Origin of the sequence: Anaerococcus sp. AGMB09787, assembly GCF_022808955.1 — a bacterium.
Classification (GTDB): Bacteria; Bacillota; Clostridia; order Tissierellales; family Peptoniphilaceae; genus Anaerococcus.
Genome location: NZ_JAKZEY010000017.1, coordinates 1 through 12,333, shown reverse-complemented (window position 1 = coordinate 12,333; position 12,333 = coordinate 1). Strand labels below are relative to the sequence as shown.

Here is a 12,333-nt window from a genome sequence, read left to right as displayed (position 1 = left end):
ATGACACTTAGCGATTACTTTAGACAAAACCTAGACAGACTTGGATATATTAACCTAAAAGAAGGCGCATCCTACACCCTACTAGATGACCTACCCCTACCCATCTATATGGATGATATGGGCAAGGGAATAGCAAGTGGAGAATTTCAAGAAAAAATTGACCTCAAACTAATCCTCCAAGGCATGCTAATAAACATCGGAGCAGACGAAGACTTCCTCCACAACTATGCCTATACCAATGTCCTAAACCACTACCTAGAAAATATCGGAGCCTTTGCTAGCCAAGAAGCCATTAAGGCTATGGAAGAAAACCCGGATAAGGCCATCCTCCTAACAAGGGGGGCCTACATCCTAGACCCTTCCGATGACTTCAATGCCTACTCCTATGCAAGACTCCTCTGGACTAGGGCCTACGATGAGAACATCAAAGAAGACGACAAGGACATCTTCGTCAAAGAAGCCCTCAGAATCCTCCAAGAAATCATCTCAAGAAACGAAGACTTCGCTATAGCCTACTACGAACTAGGTAGGATTTATGCCAACCTTGGAGAATACCTCAAGGCTCGTAACTACTACAACCATGCCCTAGCCAAGACCGACTCACCAGAAGCCAAAGAAGAAGTTAGAGATAGGCTAAGAGAGATAAATGACAATGCTGAGATAGAAGAAGCCTTATACCTCATAAGTAAATCTGACTACAACAAGGCTATCATCAAACTAACAGGCATCCTCTCCCAGACCAAGAGGGCAGATGCCTACTACTACCTAGCAGTAGCTTACCAAAACATAGGCCAATACGAAAACTCAATCCTAGCCTTCGAAAATGCCCTAAAGGGTGGAGCAGATTTTAGAGAAGCCTACAACGACTACGCAATAAGCCTCTACCTAAATAACCAAGGAGAAAAGGCTCTAACCATAATAAGACAAGGCCTCAAAAAATACCCTGAAGATGCTAGAATGTCCTACAACAAAATTCAAATCGAATTAAGCCTAGGCCTCATAGAAGAAGGCAAAAAAGACATAGACAACCTCCTAACCTTCGATGACCTAACAGACGAAATCAAAGAAAACTTACAAATAATCAAAAACCAATTTAACATCTAAGTACACCCCTACCCATAAAGTAGGGGAATTTTTATATCAAAATACCTAAAAGCCTTTAAGAAAAAACAATCTAGACCTCTTGAAATTTCCCTTGTGATTATATATGATATAAGTACACTAAAAGTACTAATAACATATTAACGTGCATTATAAGTCCTAAAGGAGGAAGTATGGAAGACATAATAGCCATAATACCAAAACCCATACCAGGTTATGGCATTGGATCAATCATATATACCACAGAAAATGCCAAGATAGACAAGAGATCACCTACCCTCATCCTAAAAAACATCTACGATGATATAGGCAAGAAGAAAAAACTAATAGATAGGCAAATAAAAAAAGCAACCGGGGTAAGCCGCAACTTCCCCTACGTAATCGACCACAACAATGTCCTATTTCCAGTCAAATACCGTAAATCATCCTATGATAAGGATACTAGGGGATTTGTCAATGTAAAATACGTAGAAGATATAGTAGGATCAGACCTCATACTTACCACAGGAGATAAGATCCTTACTCTCAATGACTACAAGGCCCTTAGGACTAATAGGCTTATAGCCAAGCTATGTTTCCAAGAAGAAATCATCAAAATCCTATCAGCCTCCTTCGATGCCTACTATTTTGCCAAAAAATGAGAGAAGACACTTTACAAAGATAAATTATAAGGTATAACATAATTATAATTATTATTGACACCTTTTTGTAACCTTTCAAAAGTACAGAGAAATTATAAATTTATTTGAAACTTTAGAAAAATTGGTTTTTTGCACAATTGTGTTGTAAAAATGTAGAAGGTGTTGTACAATAATAATTGTAAAGTGAGTACTACAAATTAAGTGCCAGAGGCACACTATAATTTAAGTATTTTAAGGAGAAACGGATATGAAAACAAATAAATTAGCAGCAGGAGCTTTAGCACTAGCTCTAGGACTAGGTGCAATAACACCAGCATTTGCTGAAGAAACTCAAGTACCAGAAGATAAAACAAATATTACTGATAATGGAGAAGTATCTACAGATAAAAATACAACACCATCTAAAGATGAAGTTATAGCTAATTCTCAGAAAGCTCTTGATGATGCTAAAATCGTAAAGAAAGCAGTTGAAATTCTTTTTGATTTAACACCAGAAACAGTTAAGAACATTAAAGCTGATCTAGAAAAATTATTAGAAGAACAAGAAAATTTAATTGAAAAATTGAACTCTTCTTTAGAAGATATTAAAAAAGTAGCTATATCAAACTTCCCTTTCTCAACAGCTTATGCTGAAGGAGAAGAAGATGAAGAACTTCTAGAAATAATCGAAGCAACTAATGCTCTTAATGAAAATACAAATAAAATAAAAGATCTTCTTGAAAAAAATGAAGCAAATCTAAAGTCAGAAAATAATAATGCTGGAAGTCAAACACCAGATGAACCAGAAACACCAGGTGAACCAGAAACACCAGGTGAACCAGAAACACCAGATGAACCAGAAACACCAGATGAACCTAATGGAGATGAAAAGAAAGGTTCTCTAACAGTAAAACATGAAAATGGAACTCAAACTGTAATTACTGCTGATGATGAAAAAGCAAAAGCGACTATTGAAAAAGACCCTAAAACAGTTGAATCAATGGTAAAAGATGGAAAAGAAGATAAAAAAGATAAAGAAGAAACTACAACAGTTAAAAAATCTTCTACAAACGCAAAAACTGGCGTTTTAGGAATTGCAGGAGTTGCAGGTGTGCTAGCAGCAGCTTCAGTAGCTTACGCAGCAAGCAAAAAAAATAACTAATAAATACTGAAGTCGTTTAAGAGTGCACTCAAAGACTTTTAAGTAGTAGAAACCGCGGCACTCACTAGAGAAAGAGCCTATCTTAGGATGGGCTCCTATCTTTTGCTCAAATTTGCTAACTCCCTTACCCACATCTATCCAGAGTCAAGCTCAAAATACTCATTTACTATAAGTTTGCAATTTAACAAAAGAAAAATTATTATCTTCTGCAAAGAACTTTATTACTAGATCTTTTTAATATCTTGATAGATATTTACTTTCTACTAACACCCATTATTTTTATAAAAAGATGGTGGATTTTTCTAATCTGACTCATATTATATTGCCATTCTTACAATTATCTTTACTAAAGATTCTGGTGTTTTAATAAGTGCCATAAGCTAAGGTATTTTTATCTTAGATCTCTATTCCAAGTTTTATCTTAACTATTCCCATCAAAAAAACTCCCCCAGACTTTTATTGTTGGGAGAGTTCGTATGTCTTATTATCCTATATCTATCCACCTATTCCCATCTGTATCCCCGTAGGCAACATATCTTCTAAGGCCTGTATCCCTTCCTATATAGGATAGCCAGAAGTATCCTTGGTTGGTAGTGAGCATATCATAATAGATTATCTGACCTGGATAGTAGGTGGCTACTATATCACTGCTGGTTGAGGGATAGGCTCTGACATTTGTTGGAGCAAGTACCAGGGCAGCTCCAGTAGTTTTTCTCTTACTGGGAGTGTGGTTGTCTCCTATTGGTCTAAAATATCTTTCTTCATCAGAGCGGAACCTGTCTAGAAATTCGCCCGCCCTATTTTCGCTTACTCCATTATATCTTGCATTGCAATGGATTATCCTATCTTGTGATAAGAATATCCCCGTGTGGCCTCCTGCTCCGAGAGAGTAGCCTTCCCTGCCCCTTATAAAGATATCCCCTCGTCTGATGTCCTTGTAGGAGTAGATTTCTTGGAGGGTCTTGCCCTTTTGCTTATAGAGGGTCTCGGTGTTACCTATGGGGGTGGTCTTTCCTAGAAATCCCCCGGCTATAAGGCTCTTGTAGACAAAGGATGAGCAGTCCATGTAATATGGCCCAAGTCTTGCTGGGTAATTCATGGAATAGCCTACCCTTCCCTTTTGATTTCTTGCATAGTCTATCATTTTGTCAATTGATTTATTCATATATACCTCATTTTCTGGGGCGAATCTTCGCCCAGGAGTCTTATCCTCGCCCCTTATCCTCCCGGGTCATCCTTAGCTTATCCTTAATTTCCTTAAGGTCTAAGGTCATGGTGTCAATCTTGGTCTCTATCCTATAGATTAGGATAAGACAAATGGCTATGGGAAAGCCAATGTCGCTAATAAATTTAATTAGATCCATATTATCTTTGCGTCTACCTACCTACATAGGTTTCTTATATTTCTCTAGGTCAAATTGCCTTTTGCCTAGGGATTTTAAGAAAGTGACGCTACTCCTTTCTTAAATATTTTTTCTCCTCCTTCACCTATATATAGATTAGAGGAGGGGATTATCCCTAGAGATTCTTTATGCCAAATGCCCTCTGGAAGAAGTATTTACATCTTAAGGTTTCTTATTGGTTCAAATTCGTTAATTAATCCCTTTTAGCCAATTAAACATATCAATCAAAACCTGTTATTATAAGGATGTCGACACAAGAAGCTAGCTTCGGAAAGGAATATTATGGAAGAAATGTACGAAGCTATAGAAAGATGCAAACCACTAATACTATCAACTATCAAGAAATATGGGTTCTTGGGAGATCACTTTGACCTATATGATAAGGCCATGGAAATCGCCTATGACGCTTATCTTACCTACGATAAGACAAGGTCTGGCTTCCCCAACTACCTAAAAAATAAATTAAATTATTATTTCCTAGATACGGCCAAAAAGAAAAGACCCATCTCTCTAAATGCCATAAATGATAGGGGAGAGGAAATAATTACGACTATCGAGGACACAGCCGACCTAGAGGCAGACCTTATAGGCAAAGACCTTGTTAGATGCCTATTGACCTATATACAAGACCTACCACATACAGATGCCTATCTCATAAGGAGGAAGTACTTTGATAACAAGACCAACGCAGAAATCGCCAAGGACCTAGGCAAATCACCTAAGACCATAGCCAACCGCCACAGCCTTGCCCTAAATAAACTAAGAGAGATGATGGCGAGGGATAACTTTATTTATTAGCCCATACACAGAAATAAAAAAAATCGGGAAGATCTGCTCTCAAATTCTATATATAGGTGTAAGCTTACAAAAGAAAAACAAGGAGGATATAATGAACTTACAAATCGTATTTAAAACCATTGATGACTTAGATGGCAAGGAAACAACCTTTAGCAAATCATTTACCAAGGTATCTGAAGAAATAGGGGATGAGGGTCTCAGAACTTTTGCTGATGCATACTCAACCCTAGTAGATAACGATGACTACGACCTATTAAAAATAACCAAAGAAGAACTATAGGAGGTAAAATATGGAAAAAATCAGAGTAAAACTACAATTCAAAGACAAGGAAGGTAAGAACAAAACCCTCACAGTAGATAGACCAAAGGCTGATCTCGATGACCAAACTGTAAAATCAGCTATGGATCAAATGATAACAAGCAAGGTCCTAGCCAACAAAAATGGCCCAGTAGTAGCCAAAGCCAAGGCCTACAAGGAAATAGTCAACCAAGAAGACTATGATATCCTAGACCAATCCGAAATCGAAGAGTAATATAATCAAAGCAAGGTTTGGCAAAACCAAGTTCCACAATCAAAAAAAGGATGCTAGCTAAATAAGGCTGGCATCCTTTTTTTGTACAATTAGAGTAAGAGAAGCTAACTCTTACAAAGCCACAAAGCATATCTTTGTGATACGAGAAAAGCCAAGTATTGCAACCCAAAAGGGTATCAAAAAACCAGGAGGATCATTCCTGCTTTTGTCTTCCCTACTGTTGTATTGCTTTTTTAGAGGTAGATTTTATACGATTTAAGGAATTTTAAATTTAATTTATATACTATATTTACCACATTGTAGGAGACAATTTAGCTAGTAATTATTATTAGTAATAATTATAAATAAGAAATCGTTTTAGTTTTTGGATTAAGGAATAGGGGTATAGTAAATATGAAAACAACACGGTTTTATGCTGAAAAGGATAGAATGTGGAATTTGAAAAACTTTTAAATATTATCGTTTTGATTTTGACGATAATAAAGATTTCATTAGAAATCAAAGATTATTTAAAGTAATATAGTTCTGTTGTTTGTTTCTTGTAATTTTAAAGTTTTTGTTACGTCGGGTATCTCGGCACCTCCTTAAAAGCTAAATACAGAAGCATAGAGGACTAAACGTTATCTTTAAAATTACTTGCTTTTATTAATAGAGATAGTAAAATAAAATTGACAACAGATATATCCACATTATCCTGTTAAGAGAATAAGCTGAACCGAGAAAGGCTTATTGATGGCTAGAAAATTATAACCATCTTAATCTCATCAAGGCTTTAAAGCAGGCGGAAGGAGAGTAGTTATACTCTCCTTTTTGCATGGATTTGTAGGTGTTTAGAAGTTTGATAAAAGATAAGGTAGCAGTGCAATTAGAGTAAGAGAAGTTAACTCTTACAAAGCCACAAAGTAAAATCTTTGTGATACGAGAAAAGTCAAGTATTGCAACCCAAAAGAGAATCAAAAAAAGCAGGAGGGTCAGTCCTGCTTTTTGTCTTTCCTACTATTATTATATTCTTTCCATTTTTCGAGATATAAAAGTCGCTTTTTTTAGAAATTAAAGAATTAATAGGATTTAGATGGTTAAGATAAAGTATATAGACCTAGTAAATAGTAAATTATAGTAAGCGATTATCAGCAGGCAATCGCTTTTTTGGGTGGAGATTTTGGATAATATTTAGGAAATTTATTTTGCAAAGCGCACTTGACAAATTTTGCAAAGCAGACTATACTAATAATGTAAAGTAAACTTAGCAAAGGAGGGTAGATGAAGAATAAGGTGGCTGATTTTCGTAAGGAGAATCGCCTGTCTCAAGAAGAGCTTGCTAATATGGTGGGGGTTTCCAGGCAGACTATAACTTCTATTGAAACTGGGAAGTATGTAGCGAGTTTGCCTCTGGCTTTTAAGCTTGCGAAGTTTTTTGACTGTATGATTGAAGATATTTTTATGATGGATGAGGAGGATTAGATGGATTTTACTAAAAATTTAGAGGCTTTTAGAAGAGATGTGAATAAGGTTTCAAGGGCGTTTATAGTAGTTGGTGTTCTAATGGTAGCTATTGTAGCTTTTTCAAGGTTTATATTTAGAGGAGATTTTAATAGTGAGTCTTCTGCCAACTCTTATGTTTTTGGATTTTTTTTAGGGGTTGCCATAGGGCTTATAGGATTAGGAGCCTGGCTGAGATCTAAAATTAGGAGCGAAGAAGGGCTTAGGTCCTTGTACAACAAATTTTTTGATGAGAGGGAGATTTTTATCCGCATGAAATCAGGAGATAGTATTGTTACTATATTTTTTATTTCTTTAATACTTCTTTCATTGATATTTGTTTATATTAATTTTTATGTTTCTCTAACTTTATTATTGGTAGCCTTTGGTCAATTAATTCTTTCATTGATTATGAGGTTTTACTGGTCAAAAAGGGTGTAAGTAGTCAATAGAGAAGGATCTGCCAGGTTTGATTATTTGACAGATCCTTATTTTTAATTTAGTTTAGTTCCACCTTGTGGAAGTTTTTCTTACCTTTTTTGATGATTATTTTATTGTCTTCAAAGATTTCTTCATTTACTTCGAAGGATGGGTCGGTGATTTTTGTGTCGTTGATGGATACTCCACCTTGTTGAACTATTCTTCTTGCTTCGCCGTTTGACTTGGTTAAGCCTATTTTTGTCATTAGGGCGAGGAGGCCTGTAGGGAGATCTTCCTTGTCTATGGTTGTGGTTGGCATGGCTGATTCGTCACCCTTACCAGAGAATAGGGCTCTGGCTGCATCTCTTGCTTCTTTTGCCTTGTCTTCTCCATGGACAAGTTTTACTACTTCGTAGGCTAGGGTTTCTTTGGCGAAGTTTATGTCCTTAGCATCTGTGGCAGAGCCTAGTTTTTTACATTCTTCTGTTGGTAAGAAGGTTAGTTGAAGGAGGAATTTTTCTACATCCCTATCATCAACATTTCTCATGTATTGGAACATTTCGTAAGGACTTGTTTTGTTTTCGTCTAGCCATACTGCACCCTTTTGGCTCTTACCCATCTTGACTCCGTCAGCAGTTGTTAAGAGGGAGAAGGTCATACCGTAGGCCTTGCCATTTTCTTTTTTCTTGATAAGGTCAGCTCCACCGATGATATTTGACCATTGGTCTGATCCTCCTATTTCTAGGATAACGTCATTTTCTCTATACATATGCAAGAAGTCGTAGGATTGGAGGAGCATATAGGAGAATTCGAAGAAGGTAAGTCCACCTGCTGCCATCCTGTTTTTGTAGGCATCTTTCTTGAGCATTTCATTTACTAGGAATTCACTTCCTACATCTCTTAGGAAGTCGACAAATTTTAGTTTGAGGAGCCATTCCTTGTTGTTTAGCATGGTGGCTTCTCCATCTGAGAAATCTAGGAACCTTTGGAATTGCTTGTAGAAGCACTCTGCGTTGTGGTCGATAGTTTCTACTGTCATGACTTTTCTCATATCTGACCTACCTGAAGGGTCGCCTATGAGGGTTGTGCCCCCACCAAGGAGGGCAACTGGCTTGTGGCCGTAGTTTTGCATCCTTATCATTACCATAATTTGGATAAGGTGGCCTACTGTTAGGGAATCAGCTGTAGCATCGAAGCCACAGTAGAATTTTACTTTTTCATTTTTGAGTAGGTCTTTTAGTTCTGCTTCGTTGGTTGATTGTTCGTAGTAGCCCCTAGCTACTAGTTCATCAAAGATATTGTCAAATTCTTTATCGTAAGTTATTTTCATTTTTCCTCCTATAATTTGGTACAAAAAAAGAGCATAAAAGGGCAAATAATGCGGTACCACCTTTTTTTATACTCAGTGCCTAAACAGACGTTAGGCTCGCCTTAAACAAAATAGAGTGTAATTTCACAGGACCTATTTCAAGGTCCAGCTACTAGGTCTATTGTAAGTCTATATTTATAAATAATATACAAGAATTAAGTTAAATTACAAGGGGAAATGACTTTTATACCAATTGTAGTATGATAGAAATAGCATTTAAAAAGAGTTAGGAAGGTAAGATTATGACAAAAAAAGAACCTTATTATATAACAACTCCGATATATTATCCAAATTCTAATTTACATATCGGAAATACTTATACATCAGTTATAGCTGATGTTTTGAAAAGATATAAAAATTTACAAGGCTATGACGCATTTTTAACAACAGGTACTGATGAGCATGGTCAAAAGATTATGAGAACAGCCCAAGCTGCTGGCAAAACTCCTCAAGAATTTGTTGACAAGATAGCTGATGAAACCAAGGCCCTTTGGGAAAAGCTTGAGATTGACTATGATAGGTTTATTAGGTCTACTGAAGAAAGGCATGAGAAGGATGTAGAAGAAATCTTTAATAAGCTTTATGAAAAGGGAGATATCTACAAGGGAGAATACAAGGGATATTATTGTACTCCTGATGAGACCTTCTGGACTGAATCCCAACTAGTGGATGGCAAGTGTCCTGAGTGTGGTAGGGATGTAGAGTACCAAGAGGAAGAAACATATTTCTTTAGACTCTCGAAGTACACTGATAGGCTTAAAGAATTGTATAGAGATCACCCTGAGTTCTTGGAGCCTAGGTTTAGACAAAAGGAGATGCTCAACAACTTCATAGACAAGGGACTAGATGACCTATCTGTAACAAGGACTTCATTTGATTGGGGAGTAGATGTACCTTTTGATAACAAGCACGTTGTTTATGTATGGATAGACGCCCTATCTTGCTACCTATCTGCCATAGGATATGGGGATGATGAGGAGAAGTTTAAGAGGTATTGGCCAGCATCAGTCCACCTTATTGGTAAGGATATAGTGAGATTCCACACTATAATTTGGCCAGCCCTCCTTATGGCCCTAGATCTTCCTCTACCAAAGAAGGTCTTTGCCCATGGTTGGATCCTCTTTGACAATGACAAGATGAGTAAGTCCAAGGGAAATATTATGTATCCAGAACCATTGGTTGACCTCTATGGGGTAGATGCCCTCAAGTTCTATATGCTAAGGGAATTTAACTTCGGTTCTGATGGTAACTTCTCTGCTAGGAAGTTTATGGAAAGGTATAACTCTGACCTAGTAAATGACCTGGGTAACCTAGTAAGTAGGACTACTTCTATGATTTATAAGTACAATGATGGAGTCCTTGCCAAGGGAAGCATTGAGGAAGAAGTGGACAAGGACCTTATAGAGGTAGCTGAAGGCACTTATCCTAAGTTTGTAGAGCTAATGGATGACTTTAACTTCAACCAAGCCCTAGAGACTGTATGGACCTTAATCCGTAGGGCAAATAAGTATGTAGACGAAACTGAGCCTTGGATCTTGGGCCGTGATGAGGCTAAGAAAGATAGGCTAAATAGGGTTCTCTATAATCTAGCTGAATGTATAAGGATTGTAGCCCAACTTATAGAGCCAGTTATGAAAAACACCTCCAAGCTAATCCTTGACAAACTTGGCACTGATAACAAGGGCTTTGAATCAGCAGGAACCTTTGGACTTCTTGAAGAAGGAGCTAGGGTAGATAAGGGAGCCAACCTCTTTGATAGACTAGATATAGACAAGGAACTAGTAAGACTCCACGAAGCCAACCAAGCCCTAATAGATAGCAGGCTCAAGGCCAATGGCCCAAGCGAAGAAGGCAAGGCGACTATAGAATTTGATGACTTTGACAAGCTAGACCTTGTAGTAGGAGAAATCCTAGAAGCCAAGGACCACCCAAATGCTGATAAGCTCATAGTATCTACTATAGATATAGGGGAAGCTGAGCCAAGGACTATAGTTTCTGGTATCAAAAAATGGTACAAGCCAGAAGATCTAGTAGGTAAGAAGGTAATAGTAGTAAAGAACCTCGCTCCAAGGAAGATGCGTGGCATAGAAAGCCAAGGTATGCTTCTTGCAGCAGATGATGGGGAAGACTTATCCCTCCTATCCCTTTTATCAGATCTAAAGGCAGGATCTAGGGTAAGTTAATGAAATTAATAGATAGCCATGCCCATCTCACAGATGAGGCTTTTGATGAAGATAGGTCTTTTTTGATAAAGGACCTATCTAATTTTTCCATTCAAGCTGTTATAAATCCTGGAACCAACCTATCTGATAGTAAAAAGGCAGTAGAGCTAGCCAAGGAATATGATAATATCTATGCCCAAGTGGGTATTCACCCAGAAGAAATTGAAGATATGGGGGATAATGACCTAGATCAAATAGAATCCCTTGCCAAAGATAATAGGGTGGTAGCCATAGGGGAAATTGGTCTTGACTATTATTATAGGAGCGATAACAAGGAAGTCCAAGCCAGGGTCTTTAAGGACCAACTAGACTTTGCTAGGAAAGTTAATAAGCCTGTAGTAGTCCACACCAGGGATGTAGGCTATGATGCCTACGAGATCCTAAAGGACTACACCGACCTCAAGGTTCAGATCCACTGCTTTAGTGAGGGAGAAGACCTCCTTCAAAAATACATGGACCTAGGCTTCTACATCTCCATTGGGGGAGTAGTTACCTTCAAAAATGGTCTCAATGAAAAGGCTGCCGCTGCCCTCTGTCCCATAGAAAGACTAATGGTCGAGACGGATAGTCCCTATCTTGCCCCAGAGCCTTATAGGGGTAAGAGAAATGACCCACGTAGGATAATAGAGACAGCAAGAGTGATTGCAGATATTAGGGGTATGGACTTAAAGAAACTTTGTAAGAGAACAAGCAAAAATGCCCAAGAATTTTTTGGGATACAATAAAGATAGGAGCAAACCTTAGAAATGTAGGGACCTTGCTCCTTTTCAATTAATAAAATTTTATCTAGCTGGCATTTCCCTTTTTAAAATCCTTGGGGCAAAGGCCAGTATATTTTTTGAAATTGGCAGAAAAATGGGCTTGGGAAGAGTAACCACAAGCATAGGCTACCTGGTCTAGGCTTTCATTATCCATAATCATCTTCTTGGCCTGGTCAATCCTTCGTAGATTTACATACTTATTAAAAGAAAGGCCGACCTCCTTCTTAAACAAAAAAGACAAGTAGTTCTTTGAAATATGAACACTATTAGCAAGCTCATCCAGGCTAAGTTTATTGCAATATTGCTCATCAATAATCTTAAGGCACTTATCAATTATTTCGTTGCAATTATTGGCGCAGCATTCGCATATTTCCATCTTGTAGGACCTGGCAATAGAAAAAACTAGGTCTTGGCTGACCTGAACCCGTAAACACGGAATAATTTAATAACTTTTTAAGCGGAATA

The 12,333-nt window shown here is 37.5% G+C and carries 14 protein-coding genes; 10 read left to right on the top strand and 4 right to left on the bottom strand.

Features of this window, described 5'->3' with window-relative positions; genetic code table 11:
• From MUN42_RS05105 to MUN42_RS05095, 3 genes are all read left to right on the top strand, one after another.
• Entirely contained in the window at positions 1-1,104 is a 1,104-nt protein-coding gene (locus MUN42_RS05105) for a tetratricopeptide repeat protein (protein WP_243343390.1), read from the top strand.
• A 170-nt stretch (positions 1,105-1,274) separates the two neighbouring features.
• The gene (locus tag MUN42_RS05100; RefSeq protein WP_243343389.1) at positions 1,275-1,742 is read left to right on the top strand and encodes a hypothetical protein; all 468 of its coding nucleotides are present in this window, start codon (positions 1,275-1,277) and stop codon (positions 1,740-1,742) included.
• A 247-nt stretch (positions 1,743-1,989) separates the two neighbouring features.
• Entirely contained in the window at positions 1,990-2,883 is an 894-nt protein-coding gene (locus MUN42_RS05095) for a hypothetical protein (RefSeq protein WP_243343388.1), read from the top strand.
• 484 nt (positions 2,884-3,367) lie between these two features.
• On the opposite strand, the gene MUN42_RS05090 is transcribed toward MUN42_RS05095, so the two are convergent.
• Both MUN42_RS05090 and MUN42_RS05085 read right to left on the bottom strand, forming a co-directional pair.
• Positions 3,368-4,048, bottom strand: a complete 681-nt coding sequence (locus tag MUN42_RS05090; RefSeq protein ID WP_243343387.1) for a peptidoglycan amidohydrolase family protein — start codon at positions 4,046-4,048, stop codon at positions 3,368-3,370.
• A gap of 40 nt (positions 4,049-4,088) precedes the next feature.
• Entirely contained in the window at positions 4,089-4,247 is a 159-nt protein-coding gene (locus MUN42_RS05085; RefSeq protein ID WP_243343384.1) for a YvrJ family protein, read from the bottom strand.
• 321 nt (positions 4,248-4,568) lie between these two features.
• Between MUN42_RS05085 and MUN42_RS05080 the strand changes: the two genes are divergently transcribed.
• The 5 genes from MUN42_RS05080 to MUN42_RS05060 all read left to right on the top strand — a co-directional run bounded on the left by MUN42_RS05080 (position 4,569) and on the right by MUN42_RS05060 (position 7,537).
• Positions 4,569-5,084, top strand: a complete 516-nt coding sequence (locus tag MUN42_RS05080; protein ID WP_243343383.1) for a sigma-70 family RNA polymerase sigma factor — start codon at positions 4,569-4,571, stop codon at positions 5,082-5,084.
• 91 nt (positions 5,085-5,175) lie between these two features.
• The gene (locus tag MUN42_RS05075) at positions 5,176-5,364 is read left to right on the top strand and encodes a hypothetical protein (protein WP_243343382.1); all 189 of its coding nucleotides are present in this window, start codon (positions 5,176-5,178) and stop codon (positions 5,362-5,364) included.
• A 10-nt stretch (positions 5,365-5,374) separates the two neighbouring features.
• Positions 5,375-5,617 (top strand): DUF2922 domain-containing protein, encoded by a 243-nt coding sequence (locus MUN42_RS05070; RefSeq protein WP_243343381.1) that lies wholly within the window; start codon positions 5,375-5,377, stop codon positions 5,615-5,617.
• Positions 5,618-6,877: 1,260 nt separating this feature from the next.
• Positions 6,878-7,078, top strand: a complete 201-nt coding sequence (locus tag MUN42_RS05065) for a helix-turn-helix transcriptional regulator (RefSeq protein ID WP_243343380.1) — start codon at positions 6,878-6,880, stop codon at positions 7,076-7,078.
• Positions 7,079-7,537 carry a hypothetical protein gene (locus tag MUN42_RS05060; protein ID WP_243343379.1) on the top strand — a complete coding sequence of 153 codons (459 nt, stop codon included), beginning with the start codon at positions 7,079-7,081 and terminating at the stop codon, positions 7,535-7,537.
• A 58-nt stretch (positions 7,538-7,595) separates the two neighbouring features.
• Here the strand turns inward: MUN42_RS05060 and tyrS are convergent, their stop codons facing one another.
• Positions 7,596-8,846, bottom strand: a complete 1,251-nt coding sequence (gene tyrS, locus MUN42_RS05055) for a tyrosine--tRNA ligase (protein WP_243343378.1) — start codon at positions 8,844-8,846, stop codon at positions 7,596-7,598.
• 281 nt (positions 8,847-9,127) lie between these two features.
• Between tyrS and metG the strand changes: the two genes are divergently transcribed.
• Together metG and MUN42_RS05045 are read left to right on the top strand one after the other, a co-directional pair.
• Complete coding sequence (metG, locus tag MUN42_RS05050; RefSeq protein ID WP_243343377.1) at positions 9,128-11,068, top strand: methionine--tRNA ligase; 1,941 nt, start codon at positions 9,128-9,130, stop codon at positions 11,066-11,068.
• Positions 11,068-11,832: a TatD family hydrolase gene (locus MUN42_RS05045; protein ID WP_243343375.1), complete on the top strand. Its 765-nt coding sequence runs from the start codon at positions 11,068-11,070 to the stop codon at positions 11,830-11,832. Before metG ends, MUN42_RS05045 begins: the two co-directional genes overlap by 1 nt.
• A 61-nt stretch (positions 11,833-11,893) precedes the next feature.
• On the opposite strand, the gene MUN42_RS05040 is transcribed toward MUN42_RS05045, so the two are convergent.
• Positions 11,894-12,244, bottom strand: a complete 351-nt coding sequence (locus tag MUN42_RS05040; protein ID WP_243343373.1) for an AraC family transcriptional regulator — start codon at positions 12,242-12,244, stop codon at positions 11,894-11,896.
• Positions 12,245-12,333: the final 89 nt, after the last annotated feature.

Excerpts from the sequence above, each read along its gene's own strand:
- MUN42_RS05060 (WP_243343379.1), top strand. The coding sequence starts at position 7,079 with ATGGATTTTACTAAAAATTTAGAGGCTTTTAGAAGAGATGTGAATAAG.
- metG (WP_243343377.1), top strand. The coding sequence starts at position 9,128 with ATGACAAAAAAAGAACCTTATTATATAACAACTCCGATATATTATCCA.
- MUN42_RS05100 (WP_243343389.1), top strand. The coding sequence starts at position 1,275 with ATGGAAGACATAATAGCCATAATACCAAAACCCATACCAGGTTATGGC.
- MUN42_RS05085 (WP_243343384.1), bottom strand. The coding sequence starts at position 4,247 with ATGGATCTAATTAAATTTATTAGCGACATTGGCTTTCCCATAGCCATT.
- MUN42_RS05075 (WP_243343382.1), top strand. The coding sequence starts at position 5,176 with ATGAACTTACAAATCGTATTTAAAACCATTGATGACTTAGATGGCAAG.
- MUN42_RS05065 (WP_243343380.1), top strand. The coding sequence starts at position 6,878 with ATGAAGAATAAGGTGGCTGATTTTCGTAAGGAGAATCGCCTGTCTCAA.
- MUN42_RS05080 (WP_243343383.1), top strand. The coding sequence starts at position 4,569 with ATGGAAGAAATGTACGAAGCTATAGAAAGATGCAAACCACTAATACTA.
- tyrS (WP_243343378.1), bottom strand. The coding sequence starts at position 8,846 with ATGAAAATAACTTACGATAAAGAATTTGACAATATCTTTGATGAACTA.
- MUN42_RS05095 (WP_243343388.1), top strand. The coding sequence starts at position 1,990 with ATGAAAACAAATAAATTAGCAGCAGGAGCTTTAGCACTAGCTCTAGGA.
- MUN42_RS05090 (WP_243343387.1), bottom strand. The coding sequence starts at position 4,048 with ATGAATAAATCAATTGACAAAATGATAGACTATGCAAGAAATCAAAAG.
- MUN42_RS05040 (WP_243343373.1), bottom strand. The coding sequence starts at position 12,244 with ATGGAAATATGCGAATGCTGCGCCAATAATTGCAACGAAATAATTGAT.
- MUN42_RS05045 (WP_243343375.1), top strand. The coding sequence starts at position 11,068 with ATGAAATTAATAGATAGCCATGCCCATCTCACAGATGAGGCTTTTGAT.
- MUN42_RS05070 (WP_243343381.1), top strand. The coding sequence starts at position 5,375 with ATGGAAAAAATCAGAGTAAAACTACAATTCAAAGACAAGGAAGGTAAG.
- MUN42_RS05105 (WP_243343390.1), top strand. The coding sequence starts at position 1 with ATGACACTTAGCGATTACTTTAGACAAAACCTAGACAGACTTGGATAT.